This window comes from Thioclava sp. NG1, from assembly GCF_003122275.1.
GTDB lineage: Bacteria > Pseudomonadota > Alphaproteobacteria > Rhodobacterales > Rhodobacteraceae > Thioclava > Thioclava nitratireducens.
Map to the genome: position 1 here is coordinate 347,260 of NZ_QFBB01000005.1, position 19,208 is coordinate 366,467.

General features: G+C 65.0%; 19 protein-coding genes and 1 tRNA gene. 7 read left to right on the top strand and 13 right to left on the bottom strand.

Going from position 1 to position 19,208, the window contains the following annotated elements; translation table 11 throughout:
* Positions 1 to 45 precede the first annotated feature (45 nt).
* From betC to DEM26_RS12285, 3 genes are all read right to left on the bottom strand, one after another.
* The gene (gene betC / locus DEM26_RS12275; RefSeq protein WP_109172502.1) at positions 46 to 1,590 is read right to left on the bottom strand and encodes a choline-sulfatase; all 1,545 of its coding nucleotides are present in this window, start codon (positions 1,588 to 1,590) and stop codon (positions 46 to 48) included.
* A gap of 81 nt (positions 1,591 to 1,671) precedes the next feature.
* Complete coding sequence (locus tag DEM26_RS12280; protein ID WP_233243088.1) at positions 1,672 to 3,987, bottom strand: Hint domain-containing protein; 2,316 nt, start codon at positions 3,985 to 3,987, stop codon at positions 1,672 to 1,674.
* A 270-nt stretch (positions 3,988 to 4,257) separates the two neighbouring features.
* Positions 4,258 to 4,334: transfer RNA gene (locus tag DEM26_RS12285), tRNA-Ile, on the bottom strand.
* A gap of 135 nt (positions 4,335 to 4,469) precedes the next feature.
* On the opposite strand from DEM26_RS12285, the gene purM reads away from it, so the two are divergent.
* The 4 genes from purM (at position 4,470) to rnd (ending at position 8,229) form a co-directional block, all read left to right on the top strand.
* Entirely contained in the window at positions 4,470 to 5,516 is a 1,047-nt protein-coding gene (purM, locus tag DEM26_RS12290; RefSeq protein WP_109172503.1) for a phosphoribosylformylglycinamidine cyclo-ligase, read from the top strand.
* Complete coding sequence (gene purN / locus DEM26_RS12295) at positions 5,513 to 6,100, top strand: phosphoribosylglycinamide formyltransferase (protein WP_088718945.1); 588 nt, start codon at positions 5,513 to 5,515, stop codon at positions 6,098 to 6,100. Before purM ends, purN begins: the two co-directional genes overlap by 4 nt.
* Before the next feature lie 91 nt (positions 6,101 to 6,191).
* On the top strand, positions 6,192 to 6,944 hold the full coding sequence (locus DEM26_RS12300; protein WP_109172504.1) for a DUF1624 domain-containing protein: 753 nt from the start codon (positions 6,192 to 6,194) through the stop codon (positions 6,942 to 6,944).
* 121 nt (positions 6,945 to 7,065) lie between these two features.
* Complete coding sequence (rnd, locus tag DEM26_RS12305; protein ID WP_075774405.1) at positions 7,066 to 8,229, top strand: ribonuclease D; 1,164 nt, start codon at positions 7,066 to 7,068, stop codon at positions 8,227 to 8,229.
* Between the two features lie 176 nt (positions 8,230 to 8,405).
* On the opposite strand, the gene DEM26_RS12310 is transcribed toward rnd, so the two are convergent.
* Entirely contained in the window at positions 8,406 to 8,903 is a 498-nt protein-coding gene (locus DEM26_RS12310) for a hypothetical protein (protein WP_088718948.1), read from the bottom strand.
* 138 nt (positions 8,904 to 9,041) lie between these two features.
* Between DEM26_RS12310 and DEM26_RS12315 the strand changes: the two genes are divergently transcribed.
* Positions 9,042 to 9,470: a SufE family protein gene (locus tag DEM26_RS12315; protein ID WP_075774403.1), complete on the top strand. Its 429-nt coding sequence runs from the start codon at positions 9,042 to 9,044 to the stop codon at positions 9,468 to 9,470.
* A gap of 114 nt (positions 9,471 to 9,584) precedes the next feature.
* Here DEM26_RS12315 and DEM26_RS12320 read toward each other — a convergent pair whose 3' ends face one another.
* From DEM26_RS12320 to DEM26_RS12335, 4 genes are all read right to left on the bottom strand, one after another.
* A complete protein-coding gene (locus DEM26_RS12320; RefSeq protein WP_088721831.1) occupies positions 9,585 to 11,018 on the bottom strand; it encodes an NAD(P)(+) transhydrogenase (Re/Si-specific) subunit beta in 1,434 nt (477 codons plus the stop codon).
* 15 nt (positions 11,019 to 11,033) lie between these two features.
* A complete protein-coding gene (locus DEM26_RS12325) occupies positions 11,034 to 12,608 on the bottom strand; it encodes a Re/Si-specific NAD(P)(+) transhydrogenase subunit alpha (RefSeq protein ID WP_075774401.1) in 1,575 nt (524 codons plus the stop codon).
* Between the two features lie 287 nt (positions 12,609 to 12,895).
* Entirely contained in the window at positions 12,896 to 13,342 is a 447-nt protein-coding gene (locus DEM26_RS12330) for a methyltransferase family protein (protein WP_233243089.1), read from the bottom strand.
* Between the two features lie 10 nt (positions 13,343 to 13,352).
* Positions 13,353 to 13,844 carry a D-galactarate dehydratase gene (locus tag DEM26_RS12335; RefSeq protein ID WP_109172505.1) on the bottom strand — a complete coding sequence of 164 codons (492 nt, stop codon included), beginning with the start codon at positions 13,842 to 13,844 and terminating at the stop codon, positions 13,353 to 13,355.
* A 147-nt stretch (positions 13,845 to 13,991) separates the two neighbouring features.
* Between DEM26_RS12335 and moaA the strand changes: the two genes are divergently transcribed.
* Positions 13,992 to 14,999 carry a GTP 3',8-cyclase MoaA gene (gene moaA / locus DEM26_RS12340; RefSeq protein WP_088725125.1) on the top strand — a complete coding sequence of 336 codons (1,008 nt, stop codon included), beginning with the start codon at positions 13,992 to 13,994 and terminating at the stop codon, positions 14,997 to 14,999.
* A gap of 150 nt (positions 15,000 to 15,149) precedes the next feature.
* Positions 15,150 to 15,557 carry a universal stress protein gene (locus tag DEM26_RS12345; protein WP_075774398.1) on the top strand — a complete coding sequence of 136 codons (408 nt, stop codon included), beginning with the start codon at positions 15,150 to 15,152 and terminating at the stop codon, positions 15,555 to 15,557.
* A gap of 3 nt (positions 15,558 to 15,560) precedes the next feature.
* Here the strand turns inward: DEM26_RS12345 and DEM26_RS12350 are convergent, their stop codons facing one another.
* The 5 genes from DEM26_RS12350 to DEM26_RS12370 are packed head-to-tail and all read right to left on the bottom strand — an operon-like array spanning position 15,561 to position 19,112.
* A complete protein-coding gene (locus DEM26_RS12350) occupies positions 15,561 to 16,733 on the bottom strand; it encodes a M20 aminoacylase family protein (protein ID WP_109172506.1) in 1,173 nt (390 codons plus the stop codon).
* Positions 16,734 to 16,790: 57 nt separating this feature from the next.
* Positions 16,791 to 17,624, bottom strand: coding sequence for a cell envelope integrity protein TolA (locus DEM26_RS12355; protein ID WP_109172507.1), 834 nt, complete (start codon positions 17,622 to 17,624; stop codon positions 16,791 to 16,793).
* The gene (locus DEM26_RS12360) at positions 17,621 to 18,034 is read right to left on the bottom strand and encodes an ExbD/TolR family protein (RefSeq protein WP_109172508.1); all 414 of its coding nucleotides are present in this window, start codon (positions 18,032 to 18,034) and stop codon (positions 17,621 to 17,623) included. Before DEM26_RS12360 ends, DEM26_RS12355 begins: the two co-directional genes overlap by 4 nt.
* On the bottom strand, positions 18,031 to 18,414 hold the full coding sequence (locus DEM26_RS12365; RefSeq protein WP_109172509.1) for an ExbD/TolR family protein: 384 nt from the start codon (positions 18,412 to 18,414) through the stop codon (positions 18,031 to 18,033). The genes DEM26_RS12360 and DEM26_RS12365 overlap by 4 nt, the downstream gene beginning before the upstream one ends.
* An 8-nt stretch (positions 18,415 to 18,422) precedes the next feature.
* On the bottom strand, positions 18,423 to 19,112 hold the full coding sequence (locus DEM26_RS12370; protein ID WP_088718956.1) for a MotA/TolQ/ExbB proton channel family protein: 690 nt from the start codon (positions 19,110 to 19,112) through the stop codon (positions 18,423 to 18,425).
* Positions 19,113 to 19,208: the final 96 nt, after the last annotated feature.

A 19,208-nucleotide genomic window follows, 5' to 3' on the forward strand; every position in this document is an offset into this window, starting at 1 on the left:
GCGCCGCGCCCCGGGACCGAGCCGCCCCGGGGGTCACTCGATACCTTATTCGCCGCGCGGGAAGCGCTTGTTTTCTTCCAGAACGTTGAGGTTCATGTGATTGCGCATATAGGCCTCGGAGGCTTTTTTCAGCGGTTGATAGTCCCACGGGTACTGGCCGCCCTGACTGAGCGCCTCGTAGACGACCCAGCGGCGGGCCTGGCTTGCCCGGACCTCTGCGTCGAAGCGATCCAGATCCCAGCGCTGAGCCGCCTCGGCTTTCAGCGCGGCATAGGCCTCGGCATGGGCAGGGTCGCCCGCGAGGTTCGTCAACTCATGCGGATCGGCCTCGACATCGAAAAGCTGATCGGGATCGAGATTGCACAGATTCAGCTTGTAGCGTCCCTTGCGCAGGCTCACGAGCGGCGCGTAGGACGCTTCGGCCGCGTATTCCATCGCCACCGCCTCTTTCCGGGGTTCGCGGCGGGCTTGCGGCAGCAGGGTCTGCCCGTCGATCCAGGGCGCGATCTCGTCCATCGAGATGCCAGCCAGATCGCAGAGCGTCGGCGTGACGTCGATCGTCGAGACCGGATCGGAGACCAGCCCGGGCTCCAGGCCCGGCGCGGAGATCATCAGCGGCACGCGGGCCGAGCCCTCGTAGAAGCTCATCTTGAACCACAGCCCCCGCGCGCCCAGCATATCGCCGTGATCGGAGACGAATAGGATCGTGACCTCCTGGCGCGTGTCTTCGAGCACCTGCAGCAGCTCGCCGATCTTGTCGTCGAGATAGGACAGGTTCGCGAAATAGGCGCGGCGCGACCGGCGGATATCCTCGGTCGTGATGTCGAACTCGCGCCAGTCATTCGCGTCGAAGATCCGCTTCGAATGGTTGTCCTGCTCCTCGTAGGGGATCGTCCCGACCTCGGGTTCGAGATGCGCGCAATCCTCGTAGAGGTCCCAGTATTTCCTCCGCGCGACGTAAGGGTCGTGCGGATGGGTGAAGCTGACGGTCAGCATCCACGGCCGCGCGTCGTTACCCCGCGCTAGATCGTAGAGCTTCATCTTCGCCTCATGGGCGACGTTGTCGTCATATTCCATCTGGTTGGAAATCTCGGCCACCCCTGCCCCGGTGACCGAGCCCATGTTGTGATACCACCAGTCGATCCGCTCGCCGGGCTTGCGGTAATCCGGCGTCCATCCGAAATCGGCAGGGTAGATATCCGTGGTCAGTCGCTCCTCGAAGCCGTGCAGCTGATCGGGGCCCACGAAATGCATCTTGCCCGAGAGGCAGGTCTGGTAGCCCGCGCGGCGCAGGTGGTGGGCATAGGTGGGAATGTCCGAGCGGAACTCGGCCGCGTTGTCATAGACGCCGTTGCGCGAGGGAAGCTGGCCCGACATGAAGGCCGCGCGTCCAGGCGCGCAGAGCGGCGAGCCGGTATAGGCGTTCTCGAACCGCACCGAACGTTCCGCCAGCTTGCGCAGGTTGGGCGTGTGCAGCCATTCCGCCGGACCATCGGGAAATAGCGTCCCGTTGAGCTGATCGACCATCAGGATCAGGATGTTCGGGCGCGGCCTGCTGTCGTCCTTGGGGGAGGTTTCGAGGTCAGACATTGCGGCGCGCTCCTTTTATTGATCCACGGGTCAACAACCCCTGTAGCGATCCAGAGCGGGCAAACGCAAGGGCGCGCCAAGTCAGGCGGCCGCGATGATCCGGGCTTCGTGGCGCTTCAAGCTGGGGCGCGCGGCGAGGTAGCTTTCGGTTCCACAGCTCAATTCCGGGAACAGCGCGAGCAGTTCGTCCCGCTGTGCGCGGTCCATATCCTGCATCGTCGCCTGCCCCGGTTGAAAACTTTCTGTCCAGAGTCCGTCGGAGAAGACGATCTCGTGATTGTCGAACATCACGTGGATATAGGTAACCGCCTCGGCCTCTTCGTCGATCTCGATCCCCGGCAGCCCGACGAGATGGCGCGCCGCGGCCAGCACCTCCGGCTCGCCTGCGATCAGCTGCGCGCGCGGCCCGGTCAGCAGGATGCGGTGCTGCGGCGAGACGCGCATCTCGCGCTCGGGCTGGTTCGCGCCCAGCGCGCCCGGTGCGATCTTGATGGAGCGGAATTCCGGCTTGGCCAGCAGTTCCGCAGTGCTGAGTGCGCGGATGCCGATCCAGCGGATGGGCTGGAAGCCGCTGTCGCGAGTCAGGATGCGATCACCGACCTGCAGGCTTTCGACTGGGCGGGGGCCGCTATGTGTCGCGATCAGCGTGCCCGGGGTGAAGCAGGGGATGACCTTTTCGATATTCGAGAAACTGACCGTGCCGAAGACCGCGCCATTGCCGTCGAAGAAATCGATCGTGCCGTTCTCCGGGTTCGTCGCATCGCGATGCACGGCGACATTGTTCCAACCCCAGTCGCTGAGATCGATGATGTCGAAATCATCGCCCGTCTCCGAGCCGTCGATCGTGTCGCCGGGAACGAGATCGATGAACCTGTCGGCATCCGCGCCGCCGACGAGGGTGTCGCCGCCACCACCCGAGAGCGTATCGTTGCCCGCTCCGCCGTCGAGTTGGTCGCTGCCGACGCCGCCTTGCAAGACGTCGTTCCCGTCGCCACCGGACAGCGTGTCATTGCCGGTGCCGCCGCTGAGGCTGTCATTGCCTGCGTCGCCATCGAGCGAGTCATTGCCCGACCCGCCCAGCATGGTGTCGTTACCCGTGCCACCGTAGAGGATGTCATCCGCGCCCGCGCCGTCGATATAGTCGTCCCCGCCGTTGCCATAGAAGACGTTGGTGTAGCCATCCGTCGGGTCCGAGGAGGCGCCGTCGAAGCCGATCAGCGTATCGTTTCCCGCCGAGCCGTAGATCCCGTCGACGCCGCTGAGCGTGTCGCCCGTCGCATCGCCCCCCGTAGCGGTCCCGGCGCCGAGGTTGATGTTCACAGCGCTCGCGGAGTCGGAATAGTCGACATAGTCCATGCCGGTTCCGCCCGACAGGACGTCGCCGCCCGCGCCGCCATGCAGCGTGTCATTCCCGGTACCGCCCTCGAGCGTATCGGCCCCCGCCCCGCCCTCGAGCGAGTCGCTGCCAGCGCCGCCGATCAGTCGGTCGTTACCCGTCCCGCCAATCAGCGTATCGTTCCCGATACCACCGTCGAGCCAGTCGTTATTCGCGCCGCCATCGAGGGAATCGTTGCCGTCGTTCCCGGTGAGCGTGTCGTTTCCGCTACCGCCGAGGAGCGTGTCATTGCCGGCGCCCCCGATCAGCGAGTCGTTGCCCGACCCGCCGTCGATCAGATCGTCGCCCGTGCCGCCATCGACCGTGTCGTTGCCGAGGCCGGCCAGCACGGTATCGTTGCCGCCATAGGCGCGAATGTAGTCGTCATTGTCGCTGCTGCCCGCGAGGCCCGCATCGTTATTGTCCACGCGGTCTGAGCCATTCGCGATCGGCTCGACATAGTTCACGTCGATCCGATCCGCCCCAGAGGTGCCGTCGACATAGCCGTCGTCGAAGCCGGTGACGTAGCGATCCTGCGCGAGGTTCGCGCCGTCGTCGCTGATCACGCGCCCTATGGCCATGGACTGGATCGGCTTGGCCTCGTAGGCCGTCGTGGTCGCATCGTTGGACATCTCGGGTGCGAGGAACAGGTGGCCCGAGTTGGTCTGAACGAGGACCGACTGGACTCTCGCGGTCGTGCCGTCCGTATAGGTGAGGGTCGTTTCGTAGATGACTAGACTGTCGAAGGTGAAATTCGAAACGCCGTTACCGATATCCGTGCGGATCGTATCGTTCGAGGTTGCGTTTCGGGTATCGAGAGCGCCGGACGCCCCGCCATTATCTATTAGCGTCGCTTCGGTGATATTGCTGAAAAGAGGATCGGTCGAATCCCCAATCGTCATCCCTTCAAGGACACGCGAGTTTTCGACCTTCCAGTTCGACTCGTCGGGATCGAGGTCAAAGGGCGTCCCATTTTGATCAACAACCTGCCCGAGATATATCCAGTTGAACGTCGTGGCCATGTCGCCGCTGCTTTACCTTGTTTTCCGTCAACCGGGCCCAAGCGGGACCGGTCTCCAACCCTCGAAGACTGTGCAAAAACTATCGGGGCCTATGACGTGGCTGCTCGATTTTTATAGTTACTGGTACGCTGACACGGCCCTCATTTGGCGCGGGTTCGTGAACGCCTCGGGGCGCAAATTGGGCGAAACAAGGGCTTTCCGGGCAGGCCGACACGTATAGGGAGAGTCACGGCCACTGGCCGTGAAGGCGCGGAAACTTCGGGAGAAAACTGGTAGGCCCGGCAGGACTTGAACCCGCAACCAAGGCGTTATGAGCGCCCTGCTCTAACCAATTGAGCTACAGGCCCACCATTGCATCTTCCTCTAGTGAGACGACGCGCGGGCGTCAAGAAAGCGCGAACACCCCGCCCCTTCGACGTTGCGGGGGGCGTGCGGTTACGCTAGGGCTTCGGCCAAGAGTTTACTTGCCGGAGTGCGCCGCGATGACCGAGAAATCACAGGGCCTGACCTATGCCGATGCGGGCGTCGATATCGACGCGGGCAATGCGTTGGTGGACCGGATCAAACCCGCGGCCAAGCGCACGCAGCGCTCGGGCACGATGTCGGGTCTGGGCGGCTTCGGGGCGCTCTTCGACCTGAAGGCGGCGGGCTACAACGATCCGATCCTCGTCGGCGCGACCGATGGCGTGGGCACCAAGCTGCGCATCGCGATCGACACCGGAAATGTCGACACGATCGGCATCGACCTCGTGGCGATGTGCGTCAACGATCTGGTCTGCCAAGGCGCCGAGCCTTTGTTCTTCCTGGATTATTTCGCGACCGGCAAGCTCGAGATCGATCAGGCTGCGCGCATCATCGAAGGCATCGCGGAAGGCTGCGCACAATCGGGTTGCGCGCTGATCGGCGGTGAGACGGCGGAGATGCCGGGCATGTATTCCAAGGGCGATTTCGACCTCGCGGGCTTCGCGGTCGGCGCGATGGAACGCGGCTCGGACCTGCCCGCTGGCGTGGCCGAGGGTGACGTGCTTCTGGGCCTCGGCTCGAACGGCGTGCATTCCAACGGCTATTCCTTCGTACGCAAGGTGGTCGAGATATCCGGCCTTGGCTGGGACGCTGACTGCCCCTTCGGTGAGGGCTCGCTTGGCGAGGCACTGCTGGCGCCAACCCGCCTCTACGTCAAACAATGCCTGGCCGCGGTGCGCGCAGGTGGCGTTCATGCGCTCGCCCATATCACCGGCGGTGGTCTGACCGAGAACCTGCCCCGCGTTCTGCCCGAGGGCATGGGCGCCACGATCGACCTCAATGCCTGGGAACTGCCCGGCGTGTTCCGCTGGCTCGCCGAGACCGCTTCGATGGAAGAGCGTGAGCTGCTCAAGACCTTCAATTGCGGCATCGGCATGATCGTCGTCGTCGCAGCTGACAAGGCCGACGAGATCGCCACCCTGCTGGCAAGTGAAGGCGAAACCGTCACCCGCATCGGCACCGTCACCTCCGAACAGGGCATCGCCTACGAGGGCGCGCTGCTGTGATCCGTGTCGCGATCCTGATCTCGGGCGGCGGCTCGAACATGGTCCGTCTGGTCGAGAGCATGGCAGAAGACCACCCTGCCCGCCCGGTGCTGGTCGCGTCGAACGATGCGAAAGCCGGGGGGCTGGAGAAGGCCGCGCGGATGGGCGTGCCGACCGCCGCCATCGACCACCGCCCCTATGGCAAGGACCGCGCCGGTTTCGAGGCCGAGCTGCTGAAGCCGATCCTCGCCGCGAAACCCGATGTGCTTTGCCTTGCGGGCTTCATGCGGGTGCTGACGCCGGAATTCGTGGCGCGGTTCGAGGGTCGGATGCTGAACATCCACCCCTCGCTTTTGCCGAAATATCCCGGCCTGCACACCCATAAGCGCGCGATCGAGGCAGGCGATGCGGTGGCGGGCTGTACGGTGCACGAGGTGACGCCGGTGCTCGACGAGGGGCCGATCCTCGGCCAGGCGCGCGTTCCGATTGAGGCAGGCGACACCCCCGACGACCTCGCGGCCCGCGTGCTGGTGCAGGAACATCGCCTCTACCCGGCCGTGCTGCGTCGCTTCGCCGAGGGCGACCGCACCCCAGTCTATCTCTGAACGCGTCCCAAGCGTTTCCCGGTAAGCACGCTCACGCCGAAATGCGCCGCACCCGCTTGCGAGCAGCCGCCGCTTCGCGCATGACAAGCACATGGAAACGAACCCGGATACGGCCCCGCGCGGGCGCATGATCGCCCCAGACCTGATCCGGGCCATAGCACTGATCGGGATGGCGATCTTCCACCTGACATACGATCTCGAGAATTTCGGCTTCGTGCCGCGCGGCACGGTCTTCCATCCGGCCTTTCTCGATTTCGCGCGTGTCGTTGCCAGTACGTTCATCTTCATGGCCGGCGTCAGCCTCGTCCTCGCCCATCGCCACGGTTTCCGTGCGGCCCCGTTCTGGCGGCGGCTGGGAAAGGTGGTGGTTGCGGCGGCGCTGGTGAGCGCGGCGACCTACGTGATGATGCCGGAATATTTCATCTATTACGGCATCCTGCATTCCATCGCGGTCAGCTCGCTCATCGGCGCGACGCTGCTGTTCCTACCGTGGATCCTGCTCGCGGCGCTTGGCGTGATCGCGGTCTGGGTGCATCTGAACTACGCCTTCGAGTTGTTCAACCAGCCGTGGCTCTGGTGGCTGGGTCTCTCGACCCACTGGCGCCCGTCGATGGATTTCGAGCCGGTCTTCCCGTGGATCGGGCCGTTCCTTGTCGGTATGGGGGCTGCGAAACTGCTCGACCGTCTGGGGTACTGGAAACGGGCCGCGCGCTACCGGGCCGATCAGACCCGCGGGGTGATGAAAATCGCGTTGTTCGCGGGCCGCCACACCCTGCCGATCTATCTGATCCACCAGCCCATCCTCTACGGGCTGACCTGGGCCGCGTTCCTTCTGCAGCACTGAAACTTGCGCTTCTGCCACGCTATCAGGGCCGCGACGCGCCCGACCCTTCCCTTTTGTCCTATGAAGGTCTAGGGAATTTGCACCTGCGCGGGATGAGCCCGCACCGAATTGAAAGCGCGATATGCAGACCATCACCACGACCGAGGCCCTCGCGGCCTTCTGCGAAAAGGCCAAGCAAGAGCCCTACGTCACCGTCGACACCGAATTTTTGCGCGAGCGGACCTACTGGTCCAAGCTTTGCCTCGTGCAGATGGCGCTCCCCGATCATGGCGAGACCGAAGGCGAGGCCGTTCTGGTCGATCCGCTGTCCGACGACCTCTCGCTCGAGCCGCTCTACGATCTTTTCCGCCACAAGGAGACCGTGAAGGTCTTCCACGCAGCCCGGCAGGATCTGGAGATTTTCTACACCGACGCGCAGGTCTTTCCCGATCCGCTGTTCGACACGCAAATCGCCGCGATGGTCTGCGGCTTTGGCGAGCAGGTGGGTTACGAGACGCTGGTGCGCAAGATCGCCAAGCAGTCGCTCGACAAATCCTCGCGCTTCACCGACTGGTCGCGCCGTCCGCTGACCGAGGCACAGAAGAAATACGCGATCGCCGATGTGACCCATCTGCGCGTGATCTACGAATTCCTCGACGAACAGCTGAAGAAAACGGGACGCGATGCCTGGGTCGAAGAGGAAGAGGCGGTTCTGCTGAACCCCGAGACCTATATCAACCGTCCCGCAGAGGCGTGGAAGCGCGTGAAGACGCGGACCAATTCGGGCCGTTTCCTCGCCATCGTGCGCGAGCTGGCGCAGTTCCGTGAAGGTTATGCCCAGAACCGCAACATCCCGCGGAGCCGTATCTTCAAGGATGACGCGCTGCTGGAGCTGGCCTCGACCAAGCCGACCTCGATCGACGAGTTGGGCAAGTCGCGGTTGTTGCTGCGCGAGGCCCGCAAGGGCGAGATCGCCGAGGGCATCCTTACGGCGGTGCGCGAAGGGCTCGAGATGCCCAACGAGAAGCTGCCCCGCCCCGACAATCAGGCCCAACAACTGCAAGTCGACACCGCGCTTGGCGATCTGCTGCGCGTGCTGCTGAAGGCGAAATCGCAGCAGGCGGGCGTCGCCGCGAAGCTGATCGCGACCTCGTCCGATCTCGACCGCATCGCCGCTGGCAAGCGCGACGTGGCCGCCCTGCAGGGCTGGCGCGCCGAGGTCTTCGGGCATGACGCGCTGCGTCTGGCCAAAGGCGAAGTGGCCCTGACCGCCGATAGCGGCGCGGTAAAGCTGGTCGACGTTTAAGGGGCACGTCTTCGAAAGTTTCGGACGCGTTCAATGCGCGCGTTGAATCCACCAAAGCGCCCGCCCGAGGGGGCGGTCCGGCGCTGCCCGGGCCGCTGAAGCGGCTGATCCGGACAAGGCGACAAGAGAAAGGCCCGGGTTCTCCCGAGCCTCAACTAAATCAACTGAAGTGACGATCAGCGTGCCACGGACCGCGCGTTGGACACACCCTGCACCACGATCTTCCGCACGCCCTGCAGCTTGTAATTGTTGAGAAACGCTGCCGCCGAGACCTCGCGCGATTGCGGGTTCATCACGCGGCGCGCATCGGGGCTGTCGGCGGGCGGCGGCGAGACCATGAAGACATAGGTCACCGTGCCGTTCTCATCCGGTGCGCCGCTGTTCAGCGGAACCAGATCGGTGTCCCAGTAGCCTTGCGTCGGCGGCAGCCCCATCGCGGTGATGATCGCACCCGAAGGGATCTTCTCGACCGAGAGCGAGGAGACCTGCGCGACCTGCTGCTGGTTCGGCTTGCCGACCTTCACGGGGTAGCCGCCCCGCGGGGCGAGTGTCTGCACCGGCGCGGCCGTGTCGCGCCCGAACCAGTTGAACGGGTTGAGCTTGCTGTCACGGATGGTGCCGCAGCCTGCGGTGGTGAGCGTCAGGGCAAGTGCCGCGATCAGGGCTTTGTTCATGATGGCTCCGATACTGTCCCGGGTCTGGACCCGATTTCGTGGTAGCCCATTGCGGCGCTTTTGAAAAGCCGCGTCTGGACCCTCGGGCGCGAACCCGTTACCCAAGAGACAATTCCCTGTCCCAAGGAGCGAGTGACCATGGCGCGCGAAGCCTTTGAAGAGATTGCCGAGACCTTCGAATTTCTCGACGACTGGGAGGACCGCTACCGTCACGTGATCGAGCTGGGCCGCGAATTGCCGCCCCTCGACGATGCAGTGAAGGTGCCTGCGACCAAGGTGGAGGGCTGTGCGAGCCAGGTCTGGCTGCTGCCCCGGATCGAGGGGACCGGCCCGAATGCGGTGTTCGACTTTCAGGGCGAGAGCGATGCGATGATCGTGCAGGGCCTCATCGCGATCCTGCATGCGCTCTATTCGGGGCTGACCGCCGAAGAGGTGCTGGAGGTCGACGCTCCCGCCGAGCTGGGCCGTCTGGGCCTCAACGACCACCTATCGGCACAGCGCTCGAACGGGTTGCGCGCGATGGTGGAGCGTATCCGCAAGCTGGCCGGTGAGGCCGCGGGGGCGTAAGGCCCTAGGTTTCCAAGTTAGACGACGCCCGGGGCTGGACGCCCCGAGCCAGTCACCCCAAACGAAAACGGCCGGTCCTGCGACCGGCCGTTTCCCATTTCCCTGCCCTGCTGATCAGTCGATCAGCGGCAGCAGCTGGTTCACCGAGTCCTTGGCGTCGCCATAGAACATCCGGGTGTTCTCCTTGTAGAACAGCGGGTTCTCGATACCCGAATAACCGGTACCCTGACCGCGCTTCGAGACGAAGACCTGCTTGGCCCTCCAGACTTCCAGAACCGGCATACCAGCGATCGGCGAGTTCGGATCTTCCTGTGCGGCGGGGTTCACGATGTCGTTCGAGCCGATGACGATCACCACGTCGGTATCGGGGAAGTCCTCGTTGATCTCGTCCATTTCCAGAACGATGTCGTAAGGCACTTTCGCCTCGGCCAGCAGCACGTTCATGTGCCCCGGCAGACGACCCGCGACCGGGTGGATCGCGAAGCGGACTTCCTTGCCCTGGCTGCGCAGCTTGCGGGTCAGTTCCGACACCGCCTGCTGAGCCTGCGCCACCGCCATGCCGTAGCCCGGCACGATGATCACGCTGTCCGCGTCGCGCAGAGCGGAGGCCACGCCGTCCGCGTCGATCGCGATCTGCTCGCCCTCGACTTCCATCGCGGGACCGGAGGTACCGCCGAAGCCGCCGAGGATAACGCTGATGAACGAGCGGTTCATCGCCTTGCACATGATGTAGGAGAGGATCGCACCAGAGGAGCCGACCAGCGCGCCGACCACGATCAGAAGATCGTTGCCCAGCGAGAAGCCGATCGCCGCCGCAGCCCAGCCCGAATAGGAGTTCAGCATCGACACCACGACCGGCATATCGGCGCCGCCGATGCCCATGATCAGGTGGTAGCCGATGAAGAACGCCAGAAGGGTCATCAGGATCAGCGCCCAAGCCCCTGCCCCGTTGATGAACGCGATCAGCAGGATCACCGAGAGGATCGCGGCGGTCGCATTGAGGATATGCCCGCCCGGCAGCTTGGTGGCCTTCGAGGTCACCTTGCCCGCGAGCTTGCCGAACGCGACCACAGACCCGGTGAAGGTCACGGCCCCGATGAACACGCCGAGGAACAGCTCGACGCGCAGGATCGACAGTTCGACCGGCGTCTTGTGCGCGATCAGAGCGGCGAAGCCCTTCAGCGCGTGCTGCTCTTCCACGCCCATCGCGCCGACGCGCGCCATCTCGATATAGGCGTTGTAGCCCACGAAGACGGCGGCAAGACCGACCAGAGAGTGCATCGCGGCAACCAGCTGCGGCATTTCCGTCATCTGCACCCGGTTCGCCACGAACCAGCCGATGATGCCACCAGCCGCGATCAGAATGACCGAGAGAAGCCACAGACCCGAGCCGGGGCCGATCAGCGTCGCCAGAACCGCAAGGCCCATGCCGACGATGCCATACCACACCGCCCGTTTCGCGCTTTCCTGCCCCGAGAGGCCGCCCAGCGAGAGGATGAAGAGAACTGCCGCGACGACATAGGCGGCGGTCGAGAATCCGTTTTCCATTACGCTCTCCCCCTCTTACGACTTCTGGAACATGGCGAGCATGCGCCGGGTGACCATGAAGCCACCGAAGATGTTGATCCCGGCCATGAACACCGACAGCGCTGCGAGCACGATCACGAGCCACGAGCCCGAACCGATCTGCAACAGTGCGCCGAGGATGATGATCGACGAGATCGCGTTGGTCACAGCCATCAGTGGCGTGTGCAGCGAGTGCGAGACGTTCCAGATCACCTGGAAGCCCACGAAACAGCTGAGCACGAAGACGATGAAGTGCTGCATGAAGCTGGCCGGTGCGACGAGGCCCACGCCCAGAAGCACGATCGCGCCCACGGCGAGCAGCGTCACCTGATTGCGGGTCTGCTTCTTGAACGCAGCGACCTCATTGGCGCGCTTTTCCTCCGGCGTCAGCTCCTTGGCCTTTTCCTTCGGCTTCTGCGCCGCAATCGCGGCCACCTTGGGTTTCGGCGGCGGGAAGGTGATCTCGCCCTGATAGGCCACGGTCGCGCCGCGGATCACGTCGTCTTCCATGTCATGGACGACGACACCGTCCTTCTCGGGCGTCAGATCCGTCATCATGTGACGGATATTGGTCGCGTAGAGCGTCGAGCTCTGCGTCGCCATGCGGCTCGGGAAATCGGTGTAGCCGACGATGGTCACGCCATTGTCGCTCACGATCTTCTGGTCCGGCACGGTCAGTTCGCAGTTGCCGCCACGCTCGGCGGCGAGGTCGACGATCACCGAGCCCGGCTTCATCGCCTCGACCATGTCCTTGGTCCAAAGCACGGGCGCATCGCGGCCCGGGATCAGCGCGGTGGTGATGACGATGTCGATATCGGGCGCCAGTTCGCGGAATTTCGCGAGCTGCGCTTCGCGGAATTCCGGACTGGAAGGCTTGGCGTAGCCGCCCGTCTCCGCGCCGTCGGTCTGGCTTTCCTCGAAATCGAGATAGACGAATTCCGCGCCCATCGACTCGATCTGCTCGGCCACTTCGGGACGCACGTCGAACGCATAGGTGATCGCACCCAGCGAGGTCGAAGCCCCGATCGCGGCAAGACCGGCCACACCGGCACCAACAACGAGCACTTTCGCCGGCGGAACCTTACCTGCCGCCGTCACCTGCCCGGTGAAGAAGCGACCGAAATTGTTGCCTGCCTCGAGCACCGCACGGTAGCCTGCGATATTGGCCATGGAGGACAGCGCATCCATCTTCTGCGCGCGCGAAATCCGCGGGACCATGTCCATCGCGATCACGTTCGCACCGGTCTTCTCGGCGGCTTTCAGAAGCTCTTCGTTCTGGGCCGGGTAGAAGAACGAGATCAGGGTCTGGCCGGGCTTGAGGCGCTTGACCTCCGTATCGCTCGGCGGCCGAACCTTGATGACGAAATCCACGTCCTTGAACAGCGCGGCGGCGGTTTTGACGACGGTCACATTCGCGGCCTCGTAAGCCTCGTCTGTGAAGCCGGCACGGACGCCTGCTCCGGTCTCGATAAAGCACTCATGGCCCAGCTTTTGCAGCTGCAAAGCCGAGTCGGGCGTCATGGCGACCCGCGCCTCGCCCTCGAAAATCTCCTTTGGAGCTCCGATTTTCACTCTAACTCCCCCTTGGATAGCGGTGCGTTTAGCCGCTGGCCTGCGCACCCGGAATCTTGCGACGTACTCCTTAGCATCGCGCAATAATGTTTCACAAGCAGCTATGGCTCGTAAAACCTTCTTAATCGCTCACAGCGCCACTCACCGGTTCGTGTATACCATTGAATACCGAAATTCGGGGTAATTTATTTATTTAGATCAGTGTGTTGTGGCGCGCCTTTTCAGCTGCTGCGCGATTGCGGCAACATCAGATTTTTTTGCGCCCGCAGCACTTTGCCGCGGCCCGATCAGAGCCAGCGGCGGGTCCGGGCACGATAGGCAGTGTAGGTTTCGCCGAAATGCGCCGCGATCCTTGCTTCTTCGCCAAGAATGTAGCGCCGCGTGATGAACCACATGAAAACTGGCACCAGCAGAAGCCCCAAAGGCGCGTGCCAGATCAGCGCAAGCCCGGCCAGCACCAGCGCATCGCCCAGGTAGATCGGGTTGCGCGACAGCGCAAAGACGCCGGAGGTCACAAGGTCGGACGGGTCACGGCGCGGAATGAAGGTGGTGCGGCGGAGCAGCATCTGACCCACCGCGACCAGCATCAATGCGAGCCCGAGCGCGATCGCGATCAGCCCGAGCGCGCGGTCATATCGAAAAGGCATCGGCACGACCCGCCCCAGCGCCCAGACCAGCGCCGCGAACAGCACGAGCCAGAGCGGCGGGATATCGATCTCGCGCAGAGGGTTCATCGCGAACAGCTCAGAGCTTGTACACGGTGAGTTCGGGCAGATCGGTCAGCGGCACCTCGAGCAGACGCAGCGCAGGCAGCGACACTTCCGAACCAGAGCCTGCCGCCTTGCCCGACGGGATCAGCGTGACCTTCGCCGACTTCCCGGTCTTCGGATCCTCGACCCGGCCGGGGGTCTCGCTTTTCACCAGCCCGGTCTTTACCCAGAAGCCCGGATCGGCGGGATCGCCGAGGCTCGCGATGGTTGTGCCGAGCTTGGTCTCGCCGCCCACGGGTTTCTTCGCAGCCTCGGCACGCTGTTCCGCCGTGGTGGTGTCGAGGGAATCGGCAGATTTCGCACTGGGCTTCGGGATCGGGGCCGCGTCCCGCGCGGTCGCGGGGCCGCGCGCTGTCGCAGAATTCGGGGCGGCTGCGTTGGGACCGTTGAGCCCCAGCGTGGCGCAGCCCGCAATCGGCATCATCAATACGAGCGCGAGGATCGGGCGAGCGAGGGGTTTGCGCATTCGAAATCTCCTTGAAATCTCACCGAGCCTATGCCCAGTCCGCGCCCGGTGTCACCCCCTCGCACAATCGCCTGTCCGGCGACCGATCCGCTTCGATCCGCGCGACGGCCCTTGCCGCCCCCCGTCACGCGCCTTACCTTCCGCAGCATGGAAAACACGCCCCTCATCGACCCCTTCGCCCGCCCGATCGACTATTTGCGGGTCTCGGTCACCGATCGCTGCGATTTTCGCTGCACCTATTGCATGGCCGAACACATGCAGTTCCTGCCGAAAAAGGAACTGCTGACCCTCGAGGAGCTGGACCGGCTCTGCTCTACCTTCATCCGCCTCGGCGTGAAGAAGCTGCGCATCACCGGGGGCGAGCCGCTGGTACGACGTGACATCATGACCTTCTTCCGCTCGATCGCGCGCCATCTCGACACCGGCGACCTGCGCGAGCTTACGCTGACCACCAATGGCTCGCAGCTTGCGAAATTCGCCGATGATCTCGCGGCTTTGGGGATGAAGCGGATCAACGTCTCGCTCGACACGCTGGATGCCGACAAATTCGCGAAGATCACCCGCTGGGGGCGGCTCGAACAGGTTCTGAAGGGGCTGGAAGCCGCGAAACGCGCGGGCCTCAAGGTCAAGATCAACACCGTCGCGCTGAAGGGCTTCAACGAGGACGAGCTGTTCACCCTCATCGACTGGTGCGCGGCGGAAGGCTTCGACCTGACCTTCATCGAAGTGATGCCGATGGGCGAGATGGGTGACGACCTGCGGCTCGATCAATACTGGCCGCTGTCAGATGTGCGCAAGGCGATGGCCGAACGCTTCACCCTGACCGATCTGGCGGAATCGACCGGCGGGCCTGCGCGCTACGTCCGGCTGGAAGAAAGCGGCCAGAAGATCGGCTTCATCACGCCGCTGACGCATAACTTCTGTGAGAACTGCAACCGTGTGCGGGTGACCTGCACGGGCGAGCTGTTCATGTGCCTCGGCCAGGAGGACAACGCCGATCTGCGCGCGCCCCTGCGGGCAAGCGAGGACGACGCGGCACTAGAAGCGGCGATCCGCGAGGCAATCTCGCGCAAACCCAAGGGCCATGATTTCGACTATTCGCGCCAGACCGTCTCGGGCCAGATGTCGCGCCACATGAGCCATACCGGCGGTTGACAGTTACCGGCCTGCGTTCGCCGTAAACGCAGCGCAGGTCTCGGGCAACTCACGGGAATTTGGTGTCGGGGCCAACTCCGGCGTGACTCAAATCAATGCGCGACGGCACTCCTTCTGGCAGGCTCCCTACAAAGAAAGGGAGCCAAACCAATGTATTCCAACATTCTCGTGCCCGTCGCCTTCGATGAAGATCACAACCCCGACGCCGCGCTCAATGTCGCGCGAGCGCTGGCTGGCGACGGGGCGCGCGTCACCCTGCTGCACGTGATGGAAGACGTCCCCGCCTATGCGATCAATTACATGCCGGAGGGCTATGCCGAGGAACTGCGCAAGACGCTGGAACGCGACCTCGCCACGCGCGCAGCGGAGTTCGACAATGGTGACTGGGCGATCGTCGAGGGCCAACCTGGCCATGAAATCCTGAGCTACGCCGAGCATATCGGGGCGGATTGCATCGTGATCGCGTCGCACCGTCCGGGCTTTGGCGACTACCTGATCGGCTCGACCGCCTCGCGCGTCGTGCGCCATGCTAAATGCGCGGTTATGGTCATGCGCTGACGCTCACTCGGCAGGCAGCCGCGCCTCGATCATGCCGACGAACCAGCTTGCGCCAGCCGGAAGGATCGCGTCGTTGAAGTCGTATTCCGCGTGATGAAGGGGCGCGCTGGGGCCGTTGCCGATGAAGCCGTAGGCCCCGGGGCGCACCTCGAGCATATAGGCGAAATCCTCCGCCCCCATCATCGGATCGACATTGCGGTCGCAGGTCCCCGCCACAGCCTCGGCCACCTTTGCTGCGACCTCGGCCGCCGCCGGGTCGTTGCGCGTGACCGGATAGCCGCGCCGGTAGTCGACCTCTGCCGTCGCCTCATGGGTCGCAGCCACGCCCTGCGCGATCTCGCGCAGGCGACGCTCGGCCAGATCGCGGGTCTCGGCGCTCATCGTGCGCACCGTCCCGCCGAGGCTCACCGAATTGCCGATCACGTTGAGCGCCTTCGATTCGGTCTCCAGCGTCGTGACCGAGAGTACGATCTCCTCTAGCGGATCGGTCGCGCGCGACACGATGCTTTGCAACGCGAGGATCAGATGCGCGGAGATCGGCACCGGATCGATCACCTCCTGCGGTTTCGCCGCATGGCCGCCCTTGCCGGTCACCACGATGTCGAAGAAATCCGCCGCCGCCATCATCGCATCTGGCCGGATGCCGAAGCTGCCCGGCTCCATCCCCGGCATGTTGTGCAGCGCATAGACCTCTTCGATGCCGAAGCGCTCCATCAGGCCGTCCTCGATCATCGCCTTGGCCCCGGCCCCGCCCTCCTCGGCGGGCTGGAAGATCACCACCGCACGCCCTGCGAAATTTCGTGTCTCGCAGAGGTATTTCGCCGCAGCGAGCAGGGTCGACGTGTGCCCGTCATGGCCGCAGGCATGCATCTTGCCCTCGACCTCTGAGGCATGCTCGGCCCCGGTCTTCTCGCGGATCGGCAGCGCATCCATATCGGCGCGCAGACCGACGCAGCGCAGCCCGCCCTGGCGCGCGCCCTGCCCTTCGATCACGCCGACGACGCCAGAGCGCCCAATCCCCTCGACCACCTCATCGCAGCCAAATTCCCGCAGTAGGTCGGCCACGCGGCCCGATGTCCGCGGCAGATCGTAAAGCAGTTCGGGATTGCGGTGAAAATCGTGCCGCCATGCGGTGGCTTCCGCGTGCATCTCGGCAAAACGGTTCTTGATCGGCATGCTCGCTCCTTGGTTGGCGCTACCCTGCCTCGCGGCGCGCACGGGTGCAAGCCGCGCTCAGCGGAAGGCCATCGGCAAGGAGAAGCTGTAGCTCGGTTTGCCCAAGCCTTGCGGCGCTGCGGGGAAGCGGCCCGCGCGCCGCACCGCCTCGAGCGCCGCCCGGTCGAGCGTCGTATTGCCCGAGCTTTGCGCAACCGACGCGCCGATGAGCCGCCCGTCGCGCGCTATATTCAGCGCTACGATAACGCGACCCGCACCTGCCCCGCTGGGCGTTTGCTTGGCACGCTCGATCCGGGCGCGAATGTCTCCGCCCCACGATCCCATCAGCGAGCGGATCTGCCCAGCCGACAGCGTCGCCGCGGGGGCCGTGCGGCGGTCGCCTGCGGCCCCTCTGTCGCCCTGCCCCTTCGCCTGCTGCTTGGGCTGTGCCGGGGCGGGTTGCGAGGCCTGTTGCTTCGCGGGCGCTTTCGGCTGCGCTGGCTTCGGCGCAGGCGGCGTCGGTTTAGCCTTCGGTCGCGGAGTGTCTAGCGGCGCGGGATCGGCCTGTTCGGGCAACGCCGCATCGGGCGCAGGCGGCGCGGTCATCGTAGGCGCGGCGACTTGTGGGGCGAGTTCGATTGGCTCGGTCGGAGCCTTCGGCGCATTGGGCGCAGTCGGAGCCTCAGGCTGCGTCGCCGCGACCTCAGTTTCGACCTCTGGCGGGCGCTCCCACTCCGCGACGCGCGCGGCCATGGACGGGGAAGACGGCGCGAGCGAGACGAGCGCGTCGCCCCCGTCGCCCGCCGATTGCGCCCCGCCCGCAGGCGCAGGCTCCCAGACCAACAGCACGCCCGCATGGACCGCGAGCGCCGCGCCGAGCGCACCTGCGAAAGCGAGCCCCCGCGCGGTCATTTGCCCCGCACCACGAGTTTGAGATCGATGAAGCCAAGCTCCGCCAGCTGTGGCATCAGCCGCGCCAGCGCGTCGCCGGGAAGCTGCCCGTCCGCACGCAGGGTCAGGCCGTCGGCGCAGGCGCCGCACTCCGCTCGCGCGTTCTGCGCTGCCGCCCCCAGCGCGGCCAGCGCCGCATCGCCCCGCGCCTCTCCATAGGCGATCTCGCCTTCGGAGTTCGCAAAAAGGACCAGCGCGCCGGGATCGGTCTTTCCCTCACCCGCAGCCTCGGGCGGGGTCACTTCGAAGGGCGTCGGCTGCGCCAGCGTCGCCGCCAGCAGAAAGAAGATCAGCAGCAGGAAGACCACGTTGATCATCGGCAAAAGCGGCTCGGGCAGACTGCGCCGGGGCGGATCGGTGAAGAGCCTCATGGCACCAGCACCAGATTGCCGAGCCCCGCGCCGCGCAACGCCTCGATCACCTGCGCCAGCGCGCTCAGATCGCCTTCTTTCGGACGCAACACGACCGGATCGGAGGGCTGATCCATCAGCGGCTGCAGCGCGCCTGCCAGATCGGAGAGCGCGACCCTCTGCCCGTTCAGACTGACCGTGCCGCCTTCGCCCACATCCACCAGGCGCGGGGGCCCGGACCACTCAGCGCCCGCCGCGCCGCCGCCCAAGGTCAGGTCCAATATGCGCTCCACCCCGAAACGCGAGGCGAGCATGAAGAACACCAGAAGCAGGAAAACCACGTCGATCATCGGCGTCAGGGCCGGGCGACGGCGCGGGCGCGGCTGACCGAAAGCGAACATTGCGCGCCTCACTCGGCGGCGGCGCGTGGCCGCTCGGAGAGCGTGGCGGGCGCGCGGGCGAAAATGCGGGTCGCGGCGTCCTCCATATCGTGGCGCAGGCGGTCCACCACGGCGTCGAAGCCCGACAGCGCGATCTGCGCCGGGATCGCCACAGCCATGCCCGCCGCCGTCGTCAGTAGCGCCTCCCAGATGCCACCCGCCAGCGTCGCCGGATCGGCCTGAACGCCTGCCTCCTGCAGCGCGCGGAAAGCCGCGATCATGCCCGCGACCGTGCCCAGAAGCCCCAGAAGCGGGCCGATCACCACGGCCAGTTCCAGTGCCCGAAGCCCCGAGCGCGCCCGTGCCAGCAGATCGCGCGCGACGCGGCCCGTCTCGGCCTCGGCCCCGGCCCGATCGAGCTGCGGATCGCGCAGGCTCGCCATCGCCGCTCGGACCAGCTGCGCGCGCAACGATCGCCGTCCGGCCACAGCGGCCTGGGCGCCGTCGGGATCGCCTGCCGCCCAGGCCGCGATCGCCGCCTGGCTATGTGCCCCGCCCGACCACGCGCCGGCGGCCAGCAAATCCCAGATTTTCCAGATAATCACCGCGAGCGAGATCACGGACAGAGCCGCAATCGCCCACATCGCCGGACCTCCCAGCACGAGCGCATCGAACATGCGCCCCGGAAGCCCCCCGGAAATCTGAGCGGTGCCGTCCATCGCGCCCTCCAATTCGCGCCCGCGGGCGCGGTGAGGTGGTGCCGGCGGAGTGGGTTTGTTTCCCGTTGCAGGCACCGCATCGGCCCAACGCCTCAG

Coding starts and splice junctions, on each gene's coding strand:
- purM (WP_109172503.1), top strand. CDS start 4,470: ATGACCGAGAAATCACAGGGCCTGACCTATGCCGATGCGGGCGTCGAT.
- DEM26_RS12345 (WP_075774398.1), top strand. CDS start 15,150: ATGTATTCCAACATTCTCGTGCCCGTCGCCTTCGATGAAGATCACAAC.
- DEM26_RS12280 (WP_233243088.1), bottom strand. CDS start 3,987: ATGGCCACGACGTTCAACTGGATATATCTCGGGCAGGTTGTTGATCAA.
- rnd (WP_075774405.1), top strand. CDS start 7,066: ATGCAGACCATCACCACGACCGAGGCCCTCGCGGCCTTCTGCGAAAAG.
- DEM26_RS12365 (WP_109172509.1), bottom strand. CDS start 18,414: ATGTTCGCTTTCGGTCAGCCGCGCCCGCGCCGTCGCCCGGCCCTGACG.
- DEM26_RS12370 (WP_088718956.1), bottom strand. CDS start 19,112: ATGGACGGCACCGCTCAGATTTCCGGGGGGCTTCCGGGGCGCATGTTC.
- betC (WP_109172502.1), bottom strand. CDS start 1,590: ATGTCTGACCTCGAAACCTCCCCCAAGGACGACAGCAGGCCGCGCCCG.
- DEM26_RS12355 (WP_109172507.1), bottom strand. CDS start 17,624: ATGACCGCGCGGGGGCTCGCTTTCGCAGGTGCGCTCGGCGCGGCGCTC.
- DEM26_RS12300 (WP_109172504.1), top strand. CDS start 6,192: ATGGAAACGAACCCGGATACGGCCCCGCGCGGGCGCATGATCGCCCCA.
- moaA (WP_088725125.1), top strand. CDS start 13,992: ATGGAAAACACGCCCCTCATCGACCCCTTCGCCCGCCCGATCGACTAT.
- DEM26_RS12310 (WP_088718948.1), bottom strand. CDS start 8,903: ATGAACAAAGCCCTGATCGCGGCACTTGCCCTGACGCTCACCACCGCA.
- DEM26_RS12330 (WP_233243089.1), bottom strand. CDS start 13,342: ATGAACCCTCTGCGCGAGATCGATATCCCGCCGCTCTGGCTCGTGCTG.
- DEM26_RS12335 (WP_109172505.1), bottom strand. CDS start 13,844: ATGCGCAAACCCCTCGCTCGCCCGATCCTCGCGCTCGTATTGATGATG.
- DEM26_RS12360 (WP_109172508.1), bottom strand. CDS start 18,034: ATGAGGCTCTTCACCGATCCGCCCCGGCGCAGTCTGCCCGAGCCGCTT.
- DEM26_RS12350 (WP_109172506.1), bottom strand. CDS start 16,733: ATGCCGATCAAGAACCGTTTTGCCGAGATGCACGCGGAAGCCACCGCA.
- DEM26_RS12315 (WP_075774403.1), top strand. CDS start 9,042: ATGGCGCGCGAAGCCTTTGAAGAGATTGCCGAGACCTTCGAATTTCTC.
- DEM26_RS12320 (WP_088721831.1), bottom strand. CDS start 11,018: ATGGAAAACGGATTCTCGACCGCCGCCTATGTCGTCGCGGCAGTTCTC.